The sequence below is a fragment of the Streptomyces sp. NPDC111606 genome, from assembly GCF_055656945.1.
Genome location: NZ_JBVKBY010000009.1, coordinates 310,608 through 334,620 on the forward strand (window position 1 = coordinate 310,608; position 24,013 = coordinate 334,620).

General features: G+C 69.6%; 21 protein-coding genes. 4 read left to right on the forward strand and 17 right to left on the reverse strand.

The window, feature by feature from the left end; all coding sequences use genetic code 11:
- Nucleotides 1-58: 58 nt before the first annotated feature.
- Entirely contained in the window at nt 59-1,177 is a 1,119-nt protein-coding gene (locus tag ACZ7M7_RS30560) for an AI-2E family transporter (RefSeq protein ID WP_383598128.1), read from the reverse strand.
- 240 nt (nt 1,178-1,417) lie between these two features.
- Here ACZ7M7_RS30560 and ACZ7M7_RS30565 point away from each other — a divergent pair, with 240 nt between their 5' ends.
- Entirely contained in the window at nt 1,418-2,182 is a 765-nt protein-coding gene (locus ACZ7M7_RS30565; protein ID WP_472122275.1) for a dienelactone hydrolase family protein, read from the forward strand.
- An 11-nt stretch (nt 2,183-2,193) separates the two neighbouring features.
- Here ACZ7M7_RS30565 and ACZ7M7_RS30570 read toward each other — a convergent pair whose 3' ends face one another.
- The 10 genes from ACZ7M7_RS30570 to ACZ7M7_RS30615 form a co-directional block, all read right to left on the reverse strand.
- Nucleotides 2,194-2,778, reverse strand: a complete 585-nt coding sequence (locus ACZ7M7_RS30570; protein WP_383598134.1) for a TetR/AcrR family transcriptional regulator — start codon at nt 2,776-2,778, stop codon at nt 2,194-2,196.
- Nucleotides 2,775-4,265 carry an MFS transporter gene (locus ACZ7M7_RS30575; protein WP_472122277.1) on the reverse strand — a complete coding sequence of 497 codons (1,491 nt, stop codon included), beginning with the start codon at nt 4,263-4,265 and terminating at the stop codon, nt 2,775-2,777. Before ACZ7M7_RS30575 ends, ACZ7M7_RS30570 begins: the two co-directional genes overlap by 4 nt.
- A gap of 106 nt (nt 4,266-4,371) precedes the next feature.
- On the reverse strand, nt 4,372-4,806 hold the full coding sequence (locus ACZ7M7_RS30580) for a VOC family protein (RefSeq protein ID WP_383598139.1): 435 nt from the start codon (nt 4,804-4,806) through the stop codon (nt 4,372-4,374).
- A gap of 29 nt (nt 4,807-4,835) precedes the next feature.
- Nucleotides 4,836-6,257, reverse strand: coding sequence for a glucoamylase family protein (locus tag ACZ7M7_RS30585; RefSeq protein ID WP_472122279.1), 1,422 nt, complete (start codon nt 6,255-6,257; stop codon nt 4,836-4,838).
- A 137-nt stretch (nt 6,258-6,394) separates the two neighbouring features.
- On the reverse strand, nt 6,395-7,597 hold the full coding sequence (locus ACZ7M7_RS30590) for a glycoside hydrolase family 1 protein (RefSeq protein WP_472122281.1): 1,203 nt from the start codon (nt 7,595-7,597) through the stop codon (nt 6,395-6,397).
- Nucleotides 7,598-7,736: 139 nt separating this feature from the next.
- Nucleotides 7,737-8,606 (reverse strand): carbohydrate ABC transporter permease, encoded by an 870-nt coding sequence (locus ACZ7M7_RS30595; protein ID WP_472122284.1) that lies wholly within the window; start codon nt 8,604-8,606, stop codon nt 7,737-7,739.
- Nucleotides 8,603-9,571 carry a carbohydrate ABC transporter permease gene (locus ACZ7M7_RS30600; protein WP_472122287.1) on the reverse strand — a complete coding sequence of 323 codons (969 nt, stop codon included), beginning with the start codon at nt 9,569-9,571 and terminating at the stop codon, nt 8,603-8,605. Before ACZ7M7_RS30600 ends, ACZ7M7_RS30595 begins: the two co-directional genes overlap by 4 nt.
- A gap of 17 nt (nt 9,572-9,588) precedes the next feature.
- Entirely contained in the window at nt 9,589-10,833 is a 1,245-nt protein-coding gene (locus tag ACZ7M7_RS30605; RefSeq protein ID WP_472122290.1) for a sugar ABC transporter substrate-binding protein, read from the reverse strand.
- 1,206 nt (nt 10,834-12,039) lie between these two features.
- Nucleotides 12,040-12,525: a hypothetical protein gene (locus ACZ7M7_RS30610; RefSeq protein ID WP_472122293.1), complete on the reverse strand. Its 486-nt coding sequence runs from the start codon at nt 12,523-12,525 to the stop codon at nt 12,040-12,042.
- Nucleotides 12,526-12,801: 276 nt separating this feature from the next.
- Nucleotides 12,802-13,887, reverse strand: a complete 1,086-nt coding sequence (locus ACZ7M7_RS30615) for a LacI family DNA-binding transcriptional regulator (RefSeq protein WP_472122296.1) — start codon at nt 13,885-13,887, stop codon at nt 12,802-12,804.
- A 706-nt stretch (nt 13,888-14,593) separates the two neighbouring features.
- On the opposite strand from ACZ7M7_RS30615, the gene ACZ7M7_RS30620 reads away from it, so the two are divergent.
- Both ACZ7M7_RS30620 and ACZ7M7_RS30625 read left to right on the forward strand, forming a co-directional pair.
- Entirely contained in the window at nt 14,594-15,403 is an 810-nt protein-coding gene (locus ACZ7M7_RS30620) for a hypothetical protein (protein WP_472122299.1), read from the forward strand.
- The gene (locus ACZ7M7_RS30625) at nt 15,400-16,746 is read left to right on the forward strand and encodes a hypothetical protein (RefSeq protein ID WP_472122302.1); all 1,347 of its coding nucleotides are present in this window, start codon (nt 15,400-15,402) and stop codon (nt 16,744-16,746) included. The genes ACZ7M7_RS30620 and ACZ7M7_RS30625 overlap by 4 nt, the downstream gene beginning before the upstream one ends.
- 107 nt (nt 16,747-16,853) lie before the next feature.
- Here the strand turns inward: ACZ7M7_RS30625 and ACZ7M7_RS30630 are convergent, their stop codons facing one another.
- Together ACZ7M7_RS30630 and ACZ7M7_RS30635 are read right to left on the reverse strand one after the other, a co-directional pair.
- Nucleotides 16,854-17,321 (reverse strand): cell envelope biogenesis protein OmpA, encoded by a 468-nt coding sequence (locus ACZ7M7_RS30630; protein WP_472122305.1) that lies wholly within the window; start codon nt 17,319-17,321, stop codon nt 16,854-16,856.
- 228 nt (nt 17,322-17,549) lie between these two features.
- Nucleotides 17,550-17,699 carry a hypothetical protein gene (locus tag ACZ7M7_RS30635; RefSeq protein ID WP_328883549.1) on the reverse strand — a complete coding sequence of 50 codons (150 nt, stop codon included), beginning with the start codon at nt 17,697-17,699 and terminating at the stop codon, nt 17,550-17,552.
- Between the two features lie 467 nt (nt 17,700-18,166).
- Here ACZ7M7_RS30635 and ACZ7M7_RS30640 point away from each other — a divergent pair, with 467 nt between their 5' ends.
- The gene (locus tag ACZ7M7_RS30640; RefSeq protein ID WP_451166420.1) at nt 18,167-18,487 is read left to right on the forward strand and encodes a hypothetical protein; all 321 of its coding nucleotides are present in this window, start codon (nt 18,167-18,169) and stop codon (nt 18,485-18,487) included.
- Between the two features lie 42 nt (nt 18,488-18,529).
- Here ACZ7M7_RS30640 and ACZ7M7_RS30645 read toward each other — a convergent pair whose 3' ends face one another.
- The 4 genes from ACZ7M7_RS30645 to ACZ7M7_RS30660 form a co-directional block, all read right to left on the reverse strand.
- Complete coding sequence (locus ACZ7M7_RS30645) at nt 18,530-19,501, reverse strand: ABC transporter substrate-binding protein (protein ID WP_472122308.1); 972 nt, start codon at nt 19,499-19,501, stop codon at nt 18,530-18,532.
- A 59-nt stretch (nt 19,502-19,560) separates the two neighbouring features.
- On the reverse strand, nt 19,561-20,364 hold the full coding sequence (locus ACZ7M7_RS30650) for a formylglycine-generating enzyme family protein (protein ID WP_472122494.1): 804 nt from the start codon (nt 20,362-20,364) through the stop codon (nt 19,561-19,563).
- Between the two features lie 83 nt (nt 20,365-20,447).
- Nucleotides 20,448-22,808, reverse strand: a complete 2,361-nt coding sequence (locus ACZ7M7_RS30655) for an arylsulfatase (protein WP_472122311.1) — start codon at nt 22,806-22,808, stop codon at nt 20,448-20,450.
- 207 nt (nt 22,809-23,015) lie between these two features.
- Nucleotides 23,016-23,909 carry a LysR family transcriptional regulator gene (locus tag ACZ7M7_RS30660; RefSeq protein ID WP_472122314.1) on the reverse strand — a complete coding sequence of 298 codons (894 nt, stop codon included), beginning with the start codon at nt 23,907-23,909 and terminating at the stop codon, nt 23,016-23,018.
- Nucleotides 23,910-24,013 lie beyond the last annotated feature (104 nt).

The following is a 24,013-nucleotide window of genomic DNA, read 5'->3' on the forward strand; positions in this document are numbered from 1 at the left end:
CCGGTGACGGAGCCGGTGCGCGCGTAGGGCGCCCTGCGACCTCTCCGCCCGATCGGTGTCACATCTCCGGGACCGCGACACCAGCCGGCGACTTCTCGGCCTCCGGCTCCTGCGGCGGCTCGGCGAGTTGCTCCCGCAGGTAGTTCCAGATCACCGCGATCAGCGCGGTGACCGGCACGGCGAGAAGACTGCCCACGATGCCGGCCAGGCTGCCACCCAACGTCACCGCCAGCAGAATCACGGCCCCGTGAAGGCCGAGCCCACGACTCTGGATCATGGGCTGGAAGACGTTGCCCTCAAGTTGCTGCACCACGAGGATGATCCCCAGCACGATCAGGGCGTCCGTCGGACCGTTCGACACCAACGCGATCAGACACGCGACGAAACCGGCGAACACCGCGCCCACGATGGGCACGAACGCGGAGACGAAGGTCAGCACCGTCAGCGGAAGCACCAGCGGTACGTCCAGGATCCACAGGCCGAGTCCGATGAAGACGGCGTCGAGCATGCCGACGAGTGCCTGGGACCGCATGAACGAGCCCAAGGTGTCCCAGGCTCGCTCGGCCAGGACCGGAACGTCCTTGGCGAGCCGACCGGGCAACTGGCGGGCGAGCCACGGCAGGAAGCGCGGGCCGTCCTTGAGGAAGAAGAACATCAGGAAGACCGCCAGGATGGCCGTGACCAGGCCGCTGAGCGTGGTGGCCACTCCCGTTGCGACGGTGTTGACCAAGCTGCCGACGCTGCCTTGGACGCGGGCGGCCGCGGTGTCCAGGGCAGTCGTGATCTGGTCGTCGCCGATGTTCAGCGGTGGCCCCGCTGCCCACTCGCGCATCTTCTTGATGCCCTCGACCACACCGTCGCTCAACTCGCCCGACTGGGACGCCACCGGAACCGCGATCAGCGCCACGATGCCGAGGATGGCCAGGAGGAACAGCAGGGTCACCAGCAACGCGGCCAACGCCGAGGGCCACCCACGCCGCCGCAGCGCACGGGTCATCGGCCAGGTCAGCGTGGTGAGGAACAGGGCAATTATCACCGGCCACACGACCGACCACATCCGGGCCAGCCCCCACAGGGCCACCGCAACCGTCGCGAACACCAACAGCAACTCGACCGATACGCGTGCGGACGTGGCAAGCGCGGCGCGGGTTCTCCCGGAACTCAACATGTCAGGCATGCGGCCACACTATTGGCACTCCAGTCACTGGCATCGCCCCTGTCCGGTGGGCTACGTTGTGCGGCGATGACTACCGGGACGGCCTTGCGCCACACACGGATTGGTGACCCGGCGCTCCTCTGAGCGCCGAACGGGCCGGTGCCGGCCCGCTGTTGGACCGGGGATCCGGCGCTGCTGCGCGGGCTCCGCCTCCTGTCGTGTTGATCAGCACTCGACACGTGGACCACGACAGGAGAACTCATGCTCACCAAGCTGTTGCACATTCCGACCGCGGACGGCCGGGCCGACGCTTTCGCCGCCTGCCCCGACCGTGGCGAGCGGCACCCAGGGGTGCTGATGTACGCGGACGGCTTCGGCATCCGGCCCGTGCTGCGGGAGATGGCCTGCGAACTGGCCGGACACGGGTACTACGTGCTTGTTCCCAACTTCTTCTACCGGCACGGGCCGGCGCCGGTGATCGAGCTTCCCGAGTACATCGGTGAAGAGGCCCGGCCTGCGGTCTTCGCCCAGCTGATGCCTCTGATCGAGGCGCACACCACCGACCGTGTCCTCAGCGACGCGGATGCCTTTCTCAGGTTCCTCACCGCCCAGCCCGAGGTGGCCGCCGGACCGGTGGCGGTCACCGGCTACTGCATCGGCGGCCTCCTGGCGATGCGCACCGCCGCCGCCCATCCCGACCAGGTGGCCGCCGTCGCCGGATTCCACGGCCCCGTGGGCGCCGACGGGCCCGACAGCCTGCGCCGTCTCCTCTCGCCGCTCACCGCCCGGGTCCACCTCGGCCACGCCGAGACCGATATGACGCCCGAGGCGCTCGGCGAGCTCAACCGGGCCCTGGACGCAGCGGGTGTCGACCACACCTCGGAGATCTATCCCGGCACCGTCCACGGCTTCACCATGTCCGACACGGACGCCTTCAACCCCGGTGCGCTGCAGCGGCATTGGGACCGCCTGCTGCCCCTCCTCGATCGCACCCTCACCGACCGGGGAGCCACAGCCATGGACTGATGGCAAGGCGCTCAGGGCGTGAGATACGCCTGCACAGCCGGCGCGTACCGGTCGACCAAGGCGTCGACCGTGCTCGCACGCACCTCGGTGCCGCGGGCGATGCCGTACATCACGCCCAGGCCCAGCAGGGTGGCAACGGCCAGTTCGGCGCGCAGGCCCGCGTCGGGGCCGGTGAGGCGGGCGGTGATGCGGTCGGTGACCTGGGTGCGGAAGTTGGCGCGCAGGATGTCGCCCTGCTCACCGTGCAGGGGCGCGAACACGATCCGCAGCAGCGGGTCGGCGCCCTGCTCGGACTGGCTGACCAGCACGTGCCGGACCATGTGCGGGCCGAGTTCGGTAAGAGGTGCGGCCAGCAAGGCGTCGGCGTCGGCCTCGAAGGACATGACCTGGGCGAACAGCGTGTCCTTGTTGCCGAAGTACTTCAGGATCAGCGGCGGGCTCACCCCGGCACGGTCGGCGACAGCCTTGAGCGTGATGTCGGCGTGGGCGTGCCGGGCCAGCAGATGGCGGGCCGCCCGGAGGATGGCCGCCCTGGTCGACTCGGCGTCCCTGCGGGCCGGTGCGGGCGTGACGGGTGGAGTGCTCACGGCACTCATGCTCCCTCCATCGCCTCGTCGCGCGCGCCCCGGGGGCTGTCGCCGGTTCGCTCCGGCCCATCCGTGACCGCCTGTGCGGGGTCGCCGGGGATGCACAGCGCCGCGGCCGCGGCCCCGAGGGCGACCACGCCCGCTGTCGCGAACGCCAGCTGGTAGCCGTGCAGGGTGGGCACCGGCGCGCCACCGACCACGCCGGTGTGGTGCACGAGGACGGCGGCCACGGCCGCGCTGGAGCCGGCCTGGCCGATCGTCCGCATCAGGACGTTGACGCCGTTGGCGGAGGCGGTCTGCTCGGCCGGCACGGCTCGCAGGATGAGCGTGGGCAGCGCCGAGTAGGCGAGGGTGGTTCCGGTGGCGACGATCGTGGCCCCCGTGATGATCATCCACAGGTCGCGGCTGTCGGCGATACGGACCGCGTAACCGGCGGCGATCACTGCGGCCCCGAGCGCGAGCGTGATGCGCGGCCCGCGTGCGGCGGAGATCCGGGCGGAGACGGGCGACAGCAGGAGCATGACGACACCGCTGGGCAGCAGACACATGCCGGTGGCGACGATGGACAGACCCAGTCCGTACCCGGTGGCCTTGGGGGCCTGCACCAGCTGGGCGGTGACCAGGGTGTTGGCGTAGAACGCGAAACCGGCGAGCAGGGCGGCCACATGGGACAGGCCGACCCTGGGCTCGGCCACCAGCCGCAGGTCCACCAGCGGCTCCTTCGTCCGCAGCTGCTGCCTGCACCACAGGGCGAGCACGACGACGGCCCCGGCGAACAGGCCTACGACCCGTGCGCTGCCCCAGCCCCACTGCCCGCCCTGCGACACCCCCAGCAGCAGGCACACCAGCCCGACGGCCAGGCCCAGCGTGCCGGAGACGTCGAACCGGCCCGGCTGCCGCACCGGCGATTCCCGCACCGCCCACCGGACCAGCGTCACGCCCGCCACGCCGAGGGCACTGGTCACCCAGAACATGGTGTGCCAGTTCGCGTACTGCACGATCACGGCTGCCAGCGGCAGGCCCAGCGCGGCGCCGATGCCGACGGTGGCACTCATCAGCGCCACGGCCGATCCCCGACGCTCCGGCGGCAGCTCGTCGCGCAGGATGCTGATGGACAGCGGGACGACCGCGGCGGCTGCTCCGGACAGCGTCCGGGCGGCGATCAGCACGCCGATGTCGGAGGTCAGGGCACACACGACCGAGCCCAGGGTCATCAGCCCCAGAGCCGACATCAGGACCCGCCGCTTGCCGTACATGTCGCCGGCCCGACCCAGTACCGGGGTGAGGACCGCGCCGGACAGCAGGGTGGCAGTGACCATCCACGAGACCGTGCCCGCCGAGGCGCCGGTCAGCCGGGGCAGGTCGGGCAGCAGGGGCACGACCACGGTCTGCATGACGGCCATGAGGATGCCGCCGAACGCGAGCACCGGCACGGCGAGCCGGTCGCGGAGGGTGCTCACGCAGGGCGGCTTGTGTATCGCGGCGGTCCGGTCCATCGGCACTCCAGCGGGCAGCGCCTGGCGAGGCAGCGGGTGAATGGCTATTCACCATAGCTGGTGAATAGCCATTCACCCAAGCCGGCATTCCCGATTCGGAGGGTGCTCAGTCGAGACAGAACTCGTTGCCCTCGACGTCCTGCATCACGATGCACGACTCGTTCTCGTCATCGGCAGGCAGCAGCTGCACGCGTACCGCGCCGAGCGGGATCAGGCGCGCGCACTCGGCCTCGAGCGCGGCGAGGCGCTCCTCACCCACGAGCCCGGTGCCGACCCGCACGTCGAGATGAACCCGATTCTTGACGACCTTGCCTTCGGGAACGCGCTGAAAGAACAGTCGCGGGCCGACACCTGAGGGATCACTGCAGGCGGCCCATGCACCCCGATCCTCCGCAGGCAGGGAGCGGTGGTAATCGTCCCAGGAGGCGAACCCCTCCGGCGGCTTCGGCAGGACGTACCCCAGCACCTCGCACCAAAAGCGAGCGACACGCTCAGGTTCCGCGCAGTCAAAGGTGACTTGGAACTGCTTGATCGACGACATCGGCGCACCCTAGCAGGGGGATTCTCGGCTCAGATCGAGAACCGCTCCTTGCGCAGCAGCGGCCGCACTCGGCCGCTGAAACCGCCCGTGCGGAAGGGGGCTTGGAGCAGGCCGGGCCGCAGGTGCTGGGCCAGTGCCGCGGTGATCATGCCCTGGTCGAGGGCGAGGACGAAGTCGCTGACGCGGCCGGTGGTGACGTCGACCGAGTCACGGAAGCCGTAGCGGTCGTCGTAGGCGCCGAAGGCGCGGTCCAGGCCGCGGAGGTTGGCGACGGCCTCGGTGGGCGCCTGGGGAAGAGCGAGGAAGTTGGCGTGCGGGGTGACGACTCCGAGCGAGTGGTAGCCGTCCTCCTGCATACCGATGGCATCGACGCCGTACTCGCGGTAGCCGCCCTCGGGAATCGAGGCCGGGGAGAAGCCCCAGTAGCCGTATCCCTGCTCGTCCAGGCCGTGTTCGATCTGGCTGCGGACGAAGCGCTCGTGCGTGGTTCCCCAGGAGTTCGGGGACCACTCGGCCTCGGGCACGAAGAGCGGGACCATCAGCGCCTCGAACATCGAGCCGCCCCAGGTGGGGACGAGGTCGCGGCCCCGGTAGGTGTAGTGGCCCTCCCACACCCGTACGCCGTCGATCTCGACGTACTCGCCCTCGGGTTCCTGTTCCTGGCCCGCGCCGGGCAGCAGGGTGCGGAAGAGGTGCCAGTAGTGGTCGGTGGGCAGCGAGCCGTCGGCGATGCCGAGGTAACTGGCCATCCGGGGCTCGGTGTTGAGGGCGCCGTAGTGGTGGGCGGTGGGTTCGCCCTTGCCGGGCTTGTCCGGCCAGTAACCGCCGCGCAGTTGGCCGGGCCCGGCGACGGGATCGGCCGGGTCGTAGGGCGTGTGGTAGTACGACCAGTCCGCGTCGGCGAGGAGCGCGCCGACGCGTGAGCGCAGGGCGGGGTCGGCGTGGGCGGCGATGCGCAGGCCGGTCACCAGCCAGGCGTTGTCGACGGTGGACAGGAACGGGCGTATCGGGTCGCCGGTCTCGGGCCAGGTCGTCAGCAGTGAGCCGTCGTGGGCGTCGTACCAGTTGAACCAGAACCCGTGGGCGCGTTCCAGTCGCTCGACGGCGCTCAGTGCGCGGTCGAGGCGGCGGCGCATGGTCGTCCCGGAGATGACGCCGAGTCCGGCGGCGGCGACGGTGGACCACAGGCCGCAGCCGATGTTCGTGGGCGAGGTCTGTGCCGAGGGCACCGGGGTGCCGCTGCCGCTGACGTCGATCTTGTCGGCGGCCAGGCCGAGTTCGGTCGTCATGGCCTCCATGGAGCGGTATGTCGCGGTGAACCACTCGTGCAGCAGGCGGCGGTCGGTGGTGGAGCGGGATGCGGGGGCGGCGTGGGCGGTGAACGGGGTCGCGCAGGTGACGGCCGTAGCGGTGGTGGCGGTGGCGGCGGTCAGGAAGCTTCGACGGTTCATCGGGACTGGCTCCCTTGCGTGGGCGGACGGGTGTGCGGGTGCGGTGGTGCAGGGGCGTGCCGAGGGTCGTACAGAGGGGGGTGTGGCGGGGGCCGGCCGGTGTCAGGGGCCGGCCGGCCCTCGCCCGTCCTGGTGGTTCAGCCGCCGATGCGGGGCAGGGTGCGCTCGCGGCCGAGGGCGCCGAGCCAGGCGGCGGACGGCTTGGCCGTGCGCGCGAAGGTGTCGGGGTCCACGGCGATGAGGCCGAAGGTGGGCTTGTAGGAGCCCCATTCGTAGTTGTCCAGGGCGCTCCAGGCCAGGTAGCCCTGGATGTTGAGGCCGTCGTCGCGGCAGGCGGCGACCGCGTCGAGGGCGCCGGTGTAGTAGTCGACGCGGCGGCTGTCGTCGGCGGTGGCGATGCCGTTCTCGGTGACGATCAGCGGGGTGTCGTCGCCGATGACGTCGGCGGTGTGGCGCAGGGCGTGGCCGACGGCGGTCGGGTAGTACTCCCACTGCGTGAGGGTGCGTTCGGCGTCCTCGGGGGCGGGGATCGGGCCGTCGGTGCCGATCTTGGTGCGGGTGTAGGACTGCACGCCGATCCAGTCGTCCCCACGGGCGGCCTCGATGAAGACGTCCTCGCGGGGGTGACGGTAGTCGGCGGTGACCTGCTCGGCGCCGGGCAGCGCCTGGTACACCTGGTTGGCGACGGTCCAGCCGACCTTGATGGCGGGGTGCCGGCCGCGCAACGCCTTCACGGCCGCGTGGTGCGCGGCGATGATCGCGTGGGTGGTCTCCTCGTCCGGGGTGGGCAGGCCGGCCGGCGGGAATCCCTGGTCGCCGGCTTTCGCGGCACCGGCCATGACGGCGATCATGTTGGGCTCGTTGATGGTGCACACGTACGGCACACCGTCGGCGATGATCGGCGCGCAGTGCTCGACGTAGCGGACGAAGTGGTCGACGGCGCCGTCCGCGGTCCAGCCGCCGAGGTCCTCGAACCACTGCGGGACCGTGAAGTGGTGCAGGGTCAGCATCGGGCGCAGCCCGCGGGCGAGGGCACCTTCGACCATGCGGCGGTAGTGGGCGATCTCGGCGTGGGAGAAGGTGCCGGGGACGGGTTCGATGCGGGACCACTCGATGCCGAAGCGGTAGTCGGTGAAGCCGAGTTCGGCGAGGAGGTCCATGTCCTCGTCCCAGCGGTGGTAGCTGTCGCAGGCGTCGAGGCTGGGTTGTTCGATGCCGGCCGCCGGATCGTGCTCCTTGCGCCACCAGTCGCTGTTGACGTTGTTCCCCTCGATCTGGTGACCGGCGGTGGATGCACCCCACAGGAAGCCGTCGGGGAAGGGCGTGGTGCGGTACGTCATCGTGTGTCGCTGTCTTTCCGGTAGTGGGGGTGGGGGTGTGCGGGCATGGCGGCCCGGGCCCGGGCCCGCGGCCGTGGGGCGTGGGCTTGGCGCCCCGAGGCCGTCGAGGCGAGGGCCGGGGTCTGACGTGCTGGTGCGCCTACTTGAGGCCTGCTGTGGCGATGCCTTGGGTGAAGTGCCGTTGCAGGACGGCGAAGACGAACAGGACCGGAAGGACCACGAGCAGGGAGCCGGCCATCAGCATGCCGTTGCCACCGGCGACCGTACGGTTGGGATCGTTGGCGAAGGTCGCCAGAGCCACCGGCAGGGTGTACTTGTCGGGGTCGTTGGTGGCGATCAGGGGCCAGATGAAGTTGTTCCAGGAGCCGAGGAACGTGAAGATCGTCAGCGTGGCGAGAGCCGGCTTGACCAGGGGCACCACGATCCGCCAGAAGATGTACCACTCCCCCGCGCCGTCCAGGCGGGCCGCCTCCAGCAGTTCGTCGGGGACCTGGAGCATGAACTGCCGCATCAGGAACACCCCGAAGGCGCCCGCGGCGAACGGCAGGACGAGACCGGCGTACGTGTCGATCAGGCCCATGCCGTTCATCAGCACGTACAGCGGCAGGATCATGAGGTTGCCGGGGACCATGAGCGCCGCCAGGACCACGCCGAAGACCTTGGAGCGTCCGGTGAAGTCGAGCTTGGCCAGCGCGTAGCCGAGCATCGAGCAGAACAGCAGGTTGCTGACGGTCACCAGGACGGCCACGATCAGCGAGTTGAGGAAGTACCTCGGCATGTCGAGCTGGTCGAGGAGAGCGGTGAAGTTCTCCAGGGTCCAGTGGGTGGGGATCCACACGGGTGGGCTCGCCATGAGGTCCTGCCGGCTCTTGAACGCCGACAGCACCATCCACAGGAACGGGGCGGCCATCACCAGCAGGCCCACCGAGGCGACGGTGTAGAGCAGCGGTTTGCGCACGCGTCCGGTGCGGCGCGGGCGGTGTGCCTTGACGGCTGTCTCGGCGGTCATCGGGTGTTGTCCTTCAGCAGGCGGAGCTGGAGCACCGTGATGCCCATGATCACGACGAACAGGACGTACGCCATGGCGCTGGCGTAGCCCATGTGGAAGAAGTTGAAGCCCTCGCGGTACATGTCGAGCGAGACCGTCAGGGTGGAGTCGGACGGGCCGCCCTGGGTCATCACGAACGGTTCCTCGAAGACGTTGAGGTAGCCGATGGAGGTGATGACGGTGGCGTACAGCAGTGTGGGCCGCAGCAGGGGGACGGTGATGCGGCGCAGTTCCTGCCACGCACCCGCGCCGTCCAGGCGGGCGGCCTCGCGGACCTCGGCCGGGATCGCCTGCAGGCCGGCGATGCACAGCACCATCACGGTGCCGAGGTTGCGCCAGACGGCCATGGAGATCAGGGAGGGCATGGCCCAGGTCTCGGAACCGAGGAAGTCCGGCGCCCTGAGGCCGGCTTCGGAGGCGAGGGAGGCGATGAGACCGTCGGAGGGGTCGAGCACGAACCGCCAGACGATGGCCACAGCCACGATGGTCGTGACGACGGGGGCGTAGAAGCCGATCCGGAAGAACGTGCGTGCGCGGTCGATGCCGTTGTTCAGCAGGATCGCCGCGAGGAGCCCCAGGACGATCGTCGCGGGCACGCCGACGACGACGAAGTAGGCGGTGTTGAACAGGGCCTTGAGGAAGGTGTCGTCCTGGAACAGCCGGGTGTAGTTGTCCAGGCCGACGAACTCCGCCTCCAAGGGGCGAGTGACGTTGCGGGCACCGAAGTCGGTGAAGCTCATCAGGAGCGTGGCGACGATCGGGAAGAGCATGAACAGGCCGAACAGCACCAGGAAAGGTGTGGAGAACAGCCATCCGGTCAGGTTGTGTCTGCTCAGGGAGCGGCGCCCGCGGGGCGAAGGTGTGCCGGGCTCGGGGCTTTTGTCGACGGCCGCGTGGGGTGCGGCCGGTGAAGTCGTGAGGGACATGAGGGGGGCACGCTCTCTTACTGCACGAGGCCTTCGATCTCGGACTGGGCCTTGTCCAGGGCTGCCTTCGCGCCGGACTTGCCCTGGGTGACCGACTCGATGGCCGCGTCGACCTTGGAGGTGATCTCGGTCAGCCTGGGCTGGGAGGGAGTGCTCTCGGCGGTGTCCATCTGCTTGCGCCAGATCTGGAGGGTGGGGTCGGTGGCCAGGTCGCCGGACTTCCAGGCGGCCGTGTTGGCGGGCAGGTCCTTGGTGCGCTCGAACCAGTCGGCCTGGCCCTTGGCGTCGGTGAGGTAGGAGACGAACTCCTTGGCCGCGGCCTTGTGGTCACTGTCGGCGGACACGGCGAGGCTGGAGCCGCCGGCCATGGAGATGGAGGACTGGTCGGCGGGAACGGGGGCGATGGCCCACTTGCCCTTGATGTCGGGGTAGTTCTCGTCGAGGAGGCTCGTGATCCACGGGCCGCCGAAGAACATCGGCACGGAGCCGGTGTTGAAGTCCTTGGTCACGTCGTAGCCGGGCTGGACGGACTTGTCGCTGAGGTCCTTGCTGAAGAAGCTGCCGTAGTTCTCCAGCGCCTTGACGGCGGAGGACGAGTTCACGACGGCCTTGCCGTCGTCGTCGATGATGGCGCCGCCGGCCGAGTACAGGAACGGGTAGAAGCTCTGCACGGTGTCCAGGCCGCGGGGCTGTATGGACAGGCCCCACTTGGAGCCTGCCTTCTCCTGGTAGGCCTTCGCCGCGCTCCGGAGCTCGGCCATGGTGGCCGGGGCCTTCTTGATGCCGGCCTTGGCGGCGAGGTCGGTGCGGTAGAACAGCACGCGGGTGTCCACGTACCAGGGGACGCCGTAGGCGGTGCCGTCGTATTCGCCCTGCTGCCAGGCGGCCGGGAAGAAGTCGTCCTCCTTGAACGTCTTGGTGTCGACCGGTTCCAGGACGCCCATGTCGGCGAACTCGCCCAGGTAGGTCCCGCCCATCTGCACCACGTCGGGCAGCTTCCCGGCGGCGGCTGCGGCGACCAGCTTCTGGTGCGCGACGTCCCAGCCGATCGGCGTGACCTTGACGGTGATGTTGGAGTGCGTCCTCTCGTACTCCTTGGCGACGTCGCCGAGCTTCTCGCCTTCCGTGCCCATGGCCCAGACGGTCAGGGTCTGCTCGGCATCGGCTGCCACGCCCGCACCACCCGAGCCGCCACAGGCGGTGAGGGTGAGCGCAGACGCCAGGGTGAGGGCGAGCGACCCGGTTACGGCGGCGCGGTTCATGGAGGGCTCCTCCTTGAGCTCTGATGAAAAATGTATGCGCTGCCTGTAAGCGCATACATCACTCTGTTGCAGCGCTTCGGGGCCTGGCAAGAGGGGCCACGGTCACACTCCGGTAACGAGCGCGACACCCTGCGGACGGTCCGCGGGGCACGGGTGACACGAGGCCTTGCGTGACCGACCGGTGCGACAGCAACGTAAAGCGGATCAATGCATAGTGAAAGGATCTGTGACCGATGCCGCTGTCCGTGCATCCGCCCAGGCGCCCGACGGTGCGGCTCGTGTGGGGTGATTGCGGGTGCCGTGCGCCGCCCGCCGGCCGCCCTTGGCTTTGGGCCCCTGGCACGGCCATACCCCAAATGACCTGCTGGTCATCGGTGCGCCTGCCGCGCCGTCCGGCTTCGACGCCTTCTGGTGCGACCGCCGAGGCGGTGTCCGACGGCCGGTTCGTCGGGGAACGCTATGGCTGTCAGGTGCGGGAGATCTCCTACGGCCCGTTCGGCGAGCGCGCTGCACGGCTTTGCTGGTGCTACCGGTCGACGGGCCCACTGGTCATGGCTTCGCGATCGGGCGTGGCTCGGGATGCCGCGTGGATGACGGAGAGGAGCGGGCGTATCGCCGGCGCCCGCTGCAGCTGCGCGGATGAGCGACGGTGCTGCGGCGCTCGCGCGGGCTCGCGGAACTCGGCCGCGTCGGATCCCGCCGCGCCTGTCCTCGGCGACCGGGTAGTCGCCCTGTTAGGCGCCGCGACGGGCTACCGGGACCGGTGCCGGTGGCCTGCTCGACGCCGCCTCGGCCTGCTCGGGAGAGCTTCGGCGGGGGGATCGGGGCGCGCGACGCCTCCGGACGACCGGTTCGTGGCAGCGACCTGCTCACCGTGCCCCGCTTCCGCAATCACTCGCTGCATCTGAGAGCTCTCCGGCATCGGCATCGGCATCGGCATCGGTGCGCAGCCATGTCCGTGTGCATACGGAAGCCGTGGGGTCCTCGTCAACTTGGAGGCGGCGACGGCGTCACGCGCTCACAGGTCCTTCATGCTGATGCCTCTGCTCTGTCGATTCTCCTCCGTACCGCCACCCGGACAGTTCGCGACCCACGGGGCGCTTGAGCGGGCCGGACACGGCAATGGGAGCGGGCCGCTGCAGACATGACGGCGAGGTGTAACCGCGTTACAGCTGGCTTCTTTCGCCGACGGCTCGGCTTATCCGCCTAGAGCTTGCCTCCTTGGCCGTCTGCCGGCTGGGGCGCTTGGACATGGTCGATGGTGGTGCCGTCGGGGTTCCGCCCGAAGGCAGCCTCGAGAACTGCAGGGAGGTCCGCGTCGGAGACTGCGGTGCGAACTTCCGCCAGGACGTGCCCGAAAGCGTCATCGTCGACAGCGCCCATGTGTTCCTGCCGCAGTTGGTAGATGATCTCGACGAGTTCGGGCCTCAGAAGCATCCAGGCACGAGAGGTGCGGATCTCCTCCTCGACCTGGTCCATGAACCAGCGCATGACCTCGTACGGGACGTCCAGGTGTGGCCCCCGAGCGTTGAAGCACAATGTGGGATCCCTTGCCGGGTCCTCATCAGGGATGATCGCGATCACGAGATTCCGTTGCCCGGCCGTATGGTCCAGTTCCAGGTACCAGGCGTCATCGGGCACGGAGTACATCCTGGTGATCGTATAGTCGCCGTTAGGGTGTGCGATGGCCATGGCCGGGATGCTGTCACGCTGGGCTGGGGCGTGCACCTTTGAAAGCCGCCTCAATTCCCCAAGCAGTCCAGTCGCGTGGCTGGGCCGCGCAACTGCTTGAGCAGGTTGACACCTCCTCAACGGCGCTGCGTTGATTGCGCATGTCTATCAAAGGGGCTCGGTCTGGGCGGGAACGAGGCCGCCGGAGGATCCGGGTCCAGGTGAACGGGGCTTTCCTGCCACGCCATTCCGAGCCACACCACCGCCACGCGGCACCGCCTCCAGACGACGTCACCTTCAGACGGCCCCGAACGTCCCCGACCCCGCATCCGAACACCCGCAGCTCGCCCGGCGGGCCAGGCTCACCGGAAGTACCAGGGACACCGGCTCCGCGCTGCTCTCGCCGCGCAGGCGTCCGATCAGCAGTTCGGCGGCCGCCTCCCCCAGGCGCACCATCGGCTGGCGCACCGTGGTCAGGGAGGGGCGGACGATGCGGCTGAGGGGGATGCCGTCGAATCCGGTGACGACCACCTCGTCCGGCACTCGCACACCACCACGTTCGAGCGCCTGGAGTGCGCCCACGGCCATCTGGTCGTTGGCGAACACGAAGGCCTCGGGCCGCTCGCCGCTCGCCTCGCAGAGCAGATCCGCGGCTCGGGCGCCCTCCGCCTGCGTCATCATCGGCATGCGCAGCGCGGGTTTTTCCCCGGTGTCGACCCCGGCCTCCGCGCACGCCCGGCGAAAGCCCCGGAATCGGGCCTCCACGTCGGGCGACGTGTCGTCGACCCCGACATAGGCGAGGCGGCGCAGTCCGTGATCGTCCAGGAGGTGTCGGGTCAGCTCGTACTGGCCGTCTTCGTTGGCCACTTCGACATGGTCGAGGTGGTCCAGGGACGGATCCGCGCGTGGGCCGGCGAGCATGACGACCGGTTGGCGCCGGGAGATCACCTCCAGCTCCTCGGTCGGCACGGTCCGCGCGAGCACCGCGAAGCCGTCGACCCGGCCGGCCACCTTGGCGACGAGGCTCTCCGGGCCGCCTTCGAGCGATGCGGCGATCAACAGGGCGTAGCCGTGGCGGCGGGCCGCGCGTTCCATGCCCCGGATGATCTGGTCCGAGTAGAGCATCGCCGCGTCGTCGTCCTCGATGTCCGCGGTGTCCGGGTCCGCGTAGTCGGGGAAGCACAGGCCGAGGACGCCGGTGGAACGGCTGGCGAGACCACGCGCGTTGCCGCTGGGTACGTATCCCAGTTCCCGGGCTGCGGCGAGGACTCGCTCACGGGTGGCGACCCGCACGGAGTCGGGGTTGCGGTACACCCTGGACACGGTGGCGATGGACACGCCGGAGCGCTCGGCGACGTCGTACACCGTGGGTGTGGCGCTCACAATGCGGCGCCCTTCATGATCGATCCCCCGTTCCGTGCTGGTCGTGCGATGCGCCGACACGTGAATGAAAGCGCATTCATCCTAGGGTCGGGGTGGGCCGGGAAGCAACCGTGGGCGCCGGTCGGGCCACCGACGCCAGCGACGGGATCCTTCGGGCGGGCGGCAGCTCGGGGTCTGTACGGGCGCGGTTGGCACGCGTGATCGCTTGGGGCGTGCCTGCTCTTGCGGTTCGGCTTCGGGGAGTCAGGTGCCGTGATCACTCCGGCCGAAGCGGGCCCGGATGACACGTATGGGGCTGGTGGAAGCAACTCGCCTTCCGGCCATGCCCGTTCACGCGATTTCCTGCGGCGACACATTCACTCCGTGCCATGCTATGCGCACGCTCTGCGACGACGCCGAGCCGCTTCGGGGGGAAGTAACTTTGGCACGCAACGATCCCGGTCGACCGTCGGTGGACCCGCCGAATCCGCCCAACCCGCTGTCGGGCGGCACTGGTTCCGGGTCCGGGCCCGCGTCCGCCAACCGCCCGACGCCACAGCCCGATTCGGCGGGGCCGGAGCCATCTGCCCCCGTTCCTCCATCGACCGATCCGCCTTCCGCTGGTGCGCCACCCGGTGAACCGGCGTCGGGCAATCCGGCGTCGGGTGATGCGGACGACGAGGAGGACGGCGAGGACGGCCGCCCCCGCACCAGGCGCGCCCGTCTGGTGGGCATCGCGGTCGCGGCAGGTGCCGCGCTCGGGACCGCCGTCATCTCGGGCTTCGGCGCGCACTTGGTCTCGGGCGTCATGGGCCTGTTCGGCGGCGATCCTTCGGCACAGTCCGCGGTGGCATGGGACGCGACGTGGCGCGATCCCATGAACGGGTGCGAGGCCGGGAAGGGCAGAGTTCAGCCGGTACGGCCGAGCAGGCTGGGGCCACCCGGCGACCTCGCCGCCACTGGTGTCATCGCCCGCGGGAACGTCCTGGTGGTGACCGTGCAGAGCCCGTCGGCGGCGGCCGTCGTGCTCACAGGGGCTCGCGTCGAGGTGGTCGCCCGCAGGAGCCCGATCGCCGGGACCTTCGAACCACCGGCCGAGGGATGCGGCTCCTTCAGCTATCGCTCCTTCGTACTGGACCTCGACAAACCGAACCCGCTGCTTGCCCCGGCCCGTGAGACCGACGTGACCGGAGAAGAAGGCGGCGCGGAGCCTGCCGGGCAGGGGCAGGACCACTCCGTCACGTTCCCGTTCAAGGTCTCCGAGGGGGACCCCGAGCAATTCTGGATCCGGGTGGACACGCGTACGTGCGACTGCGACTGGGTCCTCCACCTGGACTGGATCGACGGCGGCGAGCGCCGGGAAACGACGGTCTCCGACCACGGCGAACCGTTCCGCACCACGTCCGTCGCGGACTCCCCGTCGTACAGCTACGACAGCGAGCGCCGCCAATGGCGGCCCGATGCCCGCTGCGAGGACTGCGCGCCGGCGCCCACCGCAGCATCCGGCGCGTCTGCGGCGACGGGGACGACGCCATGAGCCGCCCCGGGCCCGGCCTCCGGGTGATCGCGGTGCCGGCTGTCATGGTTGTGGCGGCTGTGGTGATCGTTGTCCTGGCCGGCCCCTGGTCCGACGACCGTCCCGAGGGGCGCACCTACGACTCGTGGGCGCAGGTGTCGGGCACCCGGCTTCCCGAGGGTTTCGAGACGCGTGCCGCGACGGCGACCCCGTACGGATTCGTCATCGCCGGCATGGCGAGCGAGGAGGATCCCTCGGCGGAACTCGGATTCCGGCTGCTGCCCAAGGCTTTCGTGTCGTCCGACGGCCGCACGTGGCAGGCGGCCGATCTGGGACCGGCGGGCCGCAACGACGACCTCGACGCGATCGGGGCCGTCGCCATGTCCGGCAAGGGCGGCTTTCTCGTGGCCTCGGGTCGGCAGACCACTCAGGTCTGGACGTCGAAGGACGGCCGACGGTGGACGCCCGCCGCGGGGCCGGGCCGCGGCACACCGCCGCCTGCGGGAATCCTGCACGGCGCGGCCGGCACCGATACAGGTGTCGTCGCCCTCATCCAGCCGACGGACAACCCCGACCAGGGCGCGGACACCGACGTGGAGATCTGGGCCTCCGTGGACGGCTGGACCTGGGGGCAAATCGCACAACCCCTTCCGCGTCAGGAGACAGAACTCTTCGAACTCGGTGTCTTCTCCCTCGACGACCAGGTGATGACTGCCGGCTACCGACAGGATCCGCCGCCGCCCGCGGCCTCGCCCGACGACACCCCCGCATCCGTCTACTCGCCCGCCGCGTGGACCTCACGTGACGGCAGCGGCGCCTGGACGTCGATGGCGGATCGGCTCCCCGGTGCGCTGTGGCCGACGGCGGCCCTGACCTACCAGGACTCCCCGCTGATCTGCGGCGCCACGGTCGCGACACCTGAACGCACGCGCGCCATGGACACGTTGGAATCCCCCTACGACGTGCACGGCCCACCCGCATGCTGGACGCGGAGCTCCGACGACTCCTGGAAGAAGACCGGTCGTTTCAGGACGGGACAGCTCCCCGATCCGACCGCCGTACCGCTCACCGAGCAACGCCTGTCGAGCGTGGTGGACGCCGACGGAACGCTGATCGGCGTGGGCGCGGCGAACCTCCCGGACGGGAAGCGGACCGTCGGGGCCATCTGGACCTCACGGGACGGACGGACGTGGTCCGAACTGGCCGCCGCCGACAATGATTTGGCCTCCTCCACCGCGGCGATCGAGCTGCGCCATGTACTGCGGCACGACGACACCGTGATCGTGGTCGGCAGGGAGGAGACGTACAGGGACACCGAGCCGTTCCATGAGGAATACACCAGGATCTGGATCCCCAAGCCCTAGTCTCCGCACCGCCGTTCAGTCGGGCGGCGCGCCTGCCCGGATCGGGCTCTCTTCCTGGGGATGCGGCGGGGCAGTGCGACGGCTTCAGCCGGTCACCCGGTCACGAGTCACGCTGCACTGCCTTCAGGGCGTCCGGTCTTCGCGCGCGCACGGGCGGGCCTGATCCGGTAGGTGGTCTTGGACGGATCGGTGACGGGCTCGCCCAGTTCGATGCGTCCGCCGGAACGCAGCTTGTCGCACACGTCGGTGGGCAGGGCGACGTAGCAGCCGCCTCTGCCGGTGGCGGAGTCGACCGGGCGCCAGTAGCCGTAGCGGGTTCGTCCGCCCTCGTGGACGGTCACGAAGACGGGTGTGCGGGAGTCGGACACGATGCGCAGCACCTCGGAAGCGAGGGCGTCGAGCGGCACCGTGGATCTGGGCGGGTGCAGTGGGAAGGGTGCACTCAGGCGGGCAAGGTCCGTACGGGACGCCCGCCCGAGCCGGTCGGGTTCGCCGCGGCGCGCAGGGTGAACCGTGTCGGCCGCGGAGTCGGTGTCCGCGACGGAGTACGAGGCGCGGGAGGTCGCGAGGGGCATCTGTACGGCCTTTCCAGGGTGGAGGACGGACAGCGCGCGCCTCGTTCCGAACCCAACGTTGATCTTGCTGGACCGCATTGTTGCGCCTGCCACTGACAATGCGTCCCCATGGATGCGCGGCGCTCCTGCGGACCGCTCGACGCACCGAAGGCGCCGACACGACTCGCACCCTTCAGTGAACAACCGTCGGCGCGGCGCCCGGTCGCCGGGGGAAGCACACCGGGCGCTTCAGTGGCGCCGTCCCCGCAGCTTGCCGAGCAGCCGCTGGGCCTGGGCCCGGCGCCGCGGGTCGCGAGAGGCCCGGCGTACCTCCTCCACGGCACGTCGCCCCTGCGGGCTCCTGCTGAACTGCTTGATCTTGTCCAACATGCCTGGCACGGCTGTCCTCCTGAGACGGTCGGCTATAACGCCCTTGCAATAAGGCCTTCGTACGAACGCGGTTACCCCGGCCTCGTGGTCTCACCCCTGCCGTCGAGCGATGAGCTCGCAGAAACGCCGCTGCGCACCTCGTACTGCGGTTCCTCGGGCGACGCGTCCACGGTGCGGCCCGTTCTTCGCCTTCTTCGCCATGGTGTTCTCTCGCTTCCTCGGTGCCGGTCGTGGCGTCACGGATCGCGCCGGAACGCCGCTTGGTCGGCCAAGCCACTGCGCCGAGTGGCCCGGTGCGGAGAACGGGCGCGCCGCGGCGCCGCGCTGGACGACGGTCGCGACGCACTCGTCTGCGCGTGCAAAGGTCGACGCGGATGGGCCGCTGTCCAACAGTTCCCCTTCCGCTTACGCAACCCGGTTCGATGTCTCGACGTCCAACTCCACAACAGACGGCTGCAGATCACCCGGGAGAGCACGTGGCGAAGAAGGACCGGACGACGGACGCGGCGGCGGAGAAGGACCGTGAGAAGTGGATGGCGCGTTTCCAGGTACGGCTGGCCATGCAGCCGGGCGTGGACCGGGCAGTCGTGCTCCAGGCGGTCAAGGAGGTCACGGCGCACTGCGCGGAGACGGGAGAGCACCCGCGAACCGCCTTCGGCGACCCGGACACCTACGCCGTGCAGGCCGCCGCGCGGCTGGTGCCGGCCGACCGAGCGGCGGGCGCGAGGCGGCGCAACGCCGTGGTGGACGCGCTCGGCTCCGTACGTGACGCGGCCGGCAAGCTCGGCGGTCTGTGACCAGTTGAAGCGTGATCGGCTCGGTGACCCGCCCGCACGGCGCTACCCGAGCCAGGCCTTCACCTCGTCGGGGTGTGCCGCGACCCACTTCTTCGCGGCCGCCTGTGGTGTCATCTTGTCGAGCGCGATGTACCTGGCGACGGTGTTCTGGTCGTCGTTGGTCCAGGTGAAGTTCTTCACCAGGTCGTAGGCCGGGCTGCCGGATTTCGCGAATCGGGTGCTGACGATCTTGTCGAGGTCGAACACGGGGTAGTCACAGGCGACCTTCGCGGGATCGGTGTCGCAGCCCGCCGTGTGCTGGGGCAGATCGATGTGGACCAGCGGCACCTCCGAAAACAGCCACTGAGGCTCGTAGAAGTAGCCGATCACCCACTTCTTGTTCTTCTCGGCGTCCCGGAAAGCCTGGATCAGGGCGGTCTCGCTGCCCGCGTACACCACCTTGAAGTCCAGGTTCAGATTCTTCACCAGGGCCTCGTCGTTGGTCTGGTACGACGGGTCGCCGTCGAGGAGTTGGCCCTTGCTGCCCGACTCGGAGGTCTTGAACTTCGCGGCGTATTTGTCGAGGTTCTGCCAGTCGGTGATGTCCGGGTACTTCTTCGCGATCCACGGGGGGATGTACCAGCCGATGATTCCCTTGTTGCCGGTCGGGCCGACGTTGACGGCGGTCTTCTGCTCGGTGATGTACTTCTTCTTCAGGTCGTCGTGGCCCCAGTTCTCCACGATGGCGTCGACCTCGCCCGTCTCGAATCCCTGCCAGCCGATCTCCGCCTTCAGGTCCTTCTGGACCACCTTGCAGCCGAGTTCCTTCTCCGCGACGTGGGCGATGACCGCCGCGTTCGCCTCATAGCCCACCCACGGGCTGACCGCGAGATTGAAGGTGCCGCACTCCCCCGGACCACCTGCCGCCGCGCCGCTGTCCTCGCCGACCTTCGCCCCGCTGCACGCGGTCAGGGTGAGGCCGAGTACGGCCGTCGCCGCGGCGCAGGAGCGCCACCTTCTTGCTCGTTGTGCCATGGTCCTGCTCCTTGTGCGCCGGGCGCCTCGCGCCGTGCGGATGGTGGGGTGAAGAGGGATCAGGTCATGTCCAGGGCACACCGGAACCCCACGTTGCCGGTTGCGGAGTCCGCAGAGAGGCCCTGCCTGGCGGCGACCCGGTAGCGGCGGCAGTAGGAGGCGTGGCAGAGATAGGAGCCGCCCTTGGTGACACGCGGCTGTCCGCCGAGGGAGGGGGAGAACGGGTCCTCGCACCATTCCCAGACGTTGCCGGTGGTGTTGTACAGGCCGAAGCCGTTGGGCTCGAAGGCGTCGACGGGGCAGGTGCCGTACCAGCCGTCGGCGGTGGGGTGCCGGCTGGGGAAGTCGCCCTGCCACACGTTCATCCGGGGCCGCCCACCGGGCTCGAACTCGTCGCCCCAGGGGAACGCCTTCGCATGCAGGCCCCCTCGGGCGGCACGTTCCCACTCCGCCTCGGTGGGCAGCCTTTTGCCGGCCCACGCGCAGTAGCCGCGGGCGTCGTCCCAGTCGACATGGACGACGGGATGATCCGGCCGGGACTCCCAGGCGGAGTGCGGTCCGTCGGGACGGCGCCAGTCGGCGCCCTCGACCTGGCGCCACCAGGGGGCTGCCGCCACTGCCCGGGTGGGCGGGAAGTCGTCCGGGAGCAGCCCGGCGAACACGAACGACCAGCCGATGCGCTCGGCGGAGGTGACGTATCCGGTTTCGGCGGCGAACTGCGCGAACTGTGCGTTGGACACCGTGCAGGCGTCGATCCAGAAGGCGTCGACGTCCACCGTGCGCACCGGGCCTTCGCCGTCGGCCGGGCAGGAGAGTTCGTCCTGGCTGCCCATGAGGAACGGGCCGGCGGGGACGGCCACCATGCCCTCGGGCGTGGCCTGCCGCACGGTGGACGGTCGGTGCTGCGCCCGGTCCGTGGCCCGCCCGCCGGACGGCGTGCAGCAGCTCACTGCGCCCCCATCACGCGCCGGTGCAGTCCTCCGTCGAACTCGGACGGCTCGGCGCTCCCGTCGTCCAGGTCGATGCGCACCGTGTGAATGGTGCCGGTGAACTCGTTGTCGAGGGCGGGATAGTCGTCGGTCACCGGGGTGCTCAGGTCCACTCCGACGTCGAGGGTCTCGTCGAAGGAGAAGTAGTAGGGGATGGTCCGCGCGACCCGTCCGGTCGCGTGCTTCTCGCCGTTCACCAGGAGGACGGCGGTTGCGCCCTTGCCGAGTCCTCCGCCGTCGTAGCCGAACTCGAGCCGGATCTCGTACCGTCCGGCCGCCAGGGGCTCTTCGCCGCGCACGGTGTACAGGTTCATGCCGAAGTAGTTGTAGGCGTAGGCCGGCCTGCCGCCGGTGACGTAGAGACTCCAGCCACCGAATCGGCCGCCCTGCGAGATGATCACGCCTTCGGCGTCCGTGTCCGGCAGATCGACGTCCGCGGTGATGCTGTGCGAACGGTTCTTGACGTTGAGGGTGGTCTCCTCGGTGAACCGTCGCATCCCCGCGCGGTAGGTGATGGACGTCCGCTCGCCCAGCAGATCGACACGGCCCGCCACGGCGGGGTTCTCCCGTTCCGTGACCCGGTCGTCGAGGGGAAAGACCTGGTACTTCGCGGCCTCGATGAGGAACAGGTCCTGCAACCGGCGCAGCTGCTCGGGATGTTCGGCGGCGAGGTCGCGCGCCTGGCTCCAGTCCTGGTCGATGTCGTAGAGCTCCCAGACGTCGTCGGTGAACCGCCGGTCCTTGTCCGGCACCATCTCCCAGGGGGTGCCGTGCCGGGTGACCGCCATCCAGCCGTTGTGGTAGATGCCCCGGTTCCCGCACATTTCGAAATACTGGGTCCGGCGGTGCTCCGTCGCGGCGGGGTCGGTGAGCGTGCGGTGCATGCTCGTGCCCTCGATGGGCTGCTGGGGCACCCCGTCCATGCTGAACGGCGCCGGGATTCCCGCGCAGTCGAGGATCGTCGGCAGGATGTCGATCACATGCGAGAACTGGTGGCGCAGCCCGCCGCGCTCCTGCACTCCTCGCGGCCAGTGCAGGATCATGCCGTCGCGGGTGCCGCCGAAGTGCGAGGCCACCTGTTTGGTCCACTGATAGGGGGTGTTCAGGGCCAGCGCCCACCCCGCCGGCGCGATCGGGTAAGTGAGCGGTCCGCCGATCTCGTCCAGGTGGTCGATCATCTCGTCCGGGTCGTCCACCACGCCGTGCCCGAGCCGGTGCTCGACGACCGTCCCCTCGATGCCTCCCTCGCCCGAGGCGCCGTTGTCCCCGAGGATGTAGAGAAAGAGCGTGTTGTCGAGTTCGCCGAGTTCCTCGAGCGCGTCGACGAACCTGCCGACCTGGACGTCGGCGTGTTCGGTGAAGGCGGCGAACGTCTCCATGAACCTGGCCGACAGCCGGCGCTGGTTGTCACTGAGCTCGTCCCAGTGGGGCACGCCCTCGGCCCAGGGCGCGAGTTCGGCCTCCGGGGGGACGACGCCGAGTTCCCGCTGCCGTTGCAGGGTCAGTTCGCGCTGCCGGTCCCAGCCGTGGTCGAACCGTCCGCGGTACTTCTCCTGCCATGTGCGGCCGACGTGCAGCGGGGCGTGTGCGGCCCCCAGCGCCAGGTAGGTGAAGAACGGCCGGTCCGGAGTCAGTGTGCGCTGCGTGCGCACCCAGTCGATGGCGTGGTCGACGAGGTCCTCCGAGAGGTGATAGCCGTCCTCGGGCCGGCGATCGGGCTCGATGGGGGTGGTGCCCTGGTACAGCAGCGGGTACCAGTGGTTCATTTCGGCGCCCATGAACCCGTAGAAGGTGTCGAACCCCTCCCCCGTCGGCCAGCGGTCGAACGGACCGACCCGGCTGATCTCGCGCGGCGGGGTCTGGTGCCACTTGCCGAAGGCGGCCGTGCTGTAGCCGTTGCCCTGCAGGATCTGGGCCATGGTCGCCGCGCTGCGCGGCCGGAACCCGTTGTATCCCGGGGCCGCGGTCGTCATCTCGGTGGTGCCGCCCATGCCGACCGAGTGGTGGTTGCGTCCGGTCAGCAGGGCCTGGCGGGTGGGCGAGCAGAGGGCCGTCACATGGAAGCGGGTGTAGCGCAGCCCGTTGTCCGCGAGCCGCTCCGCGGCGGGCATCTCGCACGGTCCGCCGAACGCGCTGGAGGTACCGAACCCGAGGTCGTCGACGAGCACGATCACCACGTTCGGGGCGCCCTCGGGCGGAGGGACCGGGCCGATGGGGGTGAAGGCGGTCTCCTGGTCGTGTACGTCCATCGCGGCCGTCAGCGGCCGGCGGACATCCGGCCGCGGAAGTATGTGCCGTCCCGCGTCGAAGTCAGTCATTCAATTCTCCGATTCGATGGCCCGGCGGGGAAATCACACCCTCTTTTCGCAGCCTGAGTAGCGGCGTTGCAGAGCACTATTGGGGACCTCGGAAATGCTCCGACCTGCGATGCAGTCAAGGTGTCAGTCGCCGCTGGGGCCGGTCAACGAGGTCGCTCGAGTTCACGTGAACCGGTTTTGAATGAAGGCGGTAGAGACCTTCTATACCTACTGGATATGCCCGTCCCGGGCGGGTGAGGAGGCCAGGTCCACGAACGCCTGGGCGGCCGGGGACAGTTGACCCGATCGCCAGACCAGTCGGCCGTGACGGAGCAGCCGCGGACGATGGGACAGCATCCGCGCCCCGCGCAGTGCGGCGTCCCGGGCCATGGAAGCGGGCAGTACGGCGGCGCCGACGCCGGAGAGGACCAGCGGCACGATCATCGCGCGGTGCGCGGTCTCCACCGCGATGTGCGGTGCTACGCCCAGGGCGGTGCACACGTCGTCGACCGCCGCCCGGGTCTCGGTGCCCGGAGGTGTCACGATCAGGTCCAGCGCCGCCAGTTGACGGGAGGTGATGGTGTCGCCCGCCGGATGCGGGTGGTCGGCGGGCAGCACCACATGCATCTCCTGCTCCGGCAGGTCGATCCCGCTGAGGTCCGCCGTGGGCACCGAGGCGTCCACCAGACCGAGTTCGCACTGCCCGGCCAGGACCATCTGCGCCACGGCCGGCCCCCGTTCCGGATCGACCACGCGCACGCTGACCTGCGGATGGGCGCGGTGGAAGCGGCCCAGCATGTCGGCCAGGGGGTCGACCGAAAGGGTCGTCTGCGAAACGATGTCGAGCCGGCCGCCGCTGAGCCCGAGTACTTCCCGCACCAGGGAACCCGCCGTGAACAGGTCGCGCAGGACCTGCCGGGCCGGCCGCACCAGCGCCTCACCGGCCGGGGTGAGGCAGACGCCCTGCGCGAGCCGATGAAACAGCTTCCCGCCGCATTCGCGCTCCAGGGTGCGGATCGCATGCGACAGCGAAGGCTGCGCCACGTGGAGCGCGTTGGCCGCGGCTGTGAAACCGCCGTGCTCGACGACCGCGATGAAGTACTCCAGTTGGCGTCGTTCCATCGGATCTCCGTCGATCTCCGCACGTCCAAGGGCCACCGCACGCGCCGGCAGGCGAACGGCAGAGACAGTCTGCATCGGCCGGCCGTCCGGTGCAGGACCGGTTC

Excerpts from the sequence above, each read along its gene's own strand:
- ACZ7M7_RS30560 (WP_383598128.1), bottom strand. The coding sequence starts at position 1,177 with ATGCCTGACATGTTGAGTTCCGGGAGAACCCGCGCCGCGCTTGCCACG.
- ACZ7M7_RS30565 (WP_472122275.1), top strand. The coding sequence starts at position 1,418 with ATGCTCACCAAGCTGTTGCACATTCCGACCGCGGACGGCCGGGCCGAC.
- ACZ7M7_RS30570 (WP_383598134.1), bottom strand. The coding sequence starts at position 2,778 with ATGAGTGCCGTGAGCACTCCACCCGTCACGCCCGCACCGGCCCGCAGG.
- ACZ7M7_RS30575 (WP_472122277.1), bottom strand. The coding sequence starts at position 4,265 with ATGGACCGGACCGCCGCGATACACAAGCCGCCCTGCGTGAGCACCCTC.
- ACZ7M7_RS30580 (WP_383598139.1), bottom strand. The coding sequence starts at position 4,806 with ATGTCGTCGATCAAGCAGTTCCAAGTCACCTTTGACTGCGCGGAACCT.
- ACZ7M7_RS30585 (WP_472122279.1), bottom strand. The coding sequence starts at position 6,257 with ATGAACCGTCGAAGCTTCCTGACCGCCGCCACCGCCACCACCGCTACG.
- ACZ7M7_RS30590 (WP_472122281.1), bottom strand. The coding sequence starts at position 7,597 with ATGACGTACCGCACCACGCCCTTCCCCGACGGCTTCCTGTGGGGTGCA.
- ACZ7M7_RS30595 (WP_472122284.1), bottom strand. The coding sequence starts at position 8,606 with ATGACCGCCGAGACAGCCGTCAAGGCACACCGCCCGCGCCGCACCGGA.
- ACZ7M7_RS30600 (WP_472122287.1), bottom strand. The coding sequence starts at position 9,571 with ATGTCCCTCACGACTTCACCGGCCGCACCCCACGCGGCCGTCGACAAA.
- ACZ7M7_RS30605 (WP_472122290.1), bottom strand. The coding sequence starts at position 10,833 with ATGAACCGCGCCGCCGTAACCGGGTCGCTCGCCCTCACCCTGGCGTCT.
- ACZ7M7_RS30610 (WP_472122293.1), bottom strand. The coding sequence starts at position 12,525 with ATGGCCATCGCACACCCTAACGGCGACTATACGATCACCAGGATGTAC.
- ACZ7M7_RS30625 (WP_472122302.1), top strand. The coding sequence starts at position 15,400 with ATGAGCCGCCCCGGGCCCGGCCTCCGGGTGATCGCGGTGCCGGCTGTC.
- ACZ7M7_RS30630 (WP_472122305.1), bottom strand. The coding sequence starts at position 17,321 with ATGCCCCTCGCGACCTCCCGCGCCTCGTACTCCGTCGCGGACACCGAC.
- ACZ7M7_RS30645 (WP_472122308.1), bottom strand. The coding sequence starts at position 19,501 with ATGGCACAACGAGCAAGAAGGTGGCGCTCCTGCGCCGCGGCGACGGCC.
- ACZ7M7_RS30650 (WP_472122494.1), bottom strand. The coding sequence starts at position 20,364 with ATGGTGGCCGTCCCCGCCGGCCCGTTCCTCATGGGCAGCCAGGACGAA.
- ACZ7M7_RS30655 (WP_472122311.1), bottom strand. The coding sequence starts at position 22,808 with ATGACTGACTTCGACGCGGGACGGCACATACTTCCGCGGCCGGATGTC.
- ACZ7M7_RS30660 (WP_472122314.1), bottom strand. The coding sequence starts at position 23,909 with ATGGAACGACGCCAACTGGAGTACTTCATCGCGGTCGTCGAGCACGGC.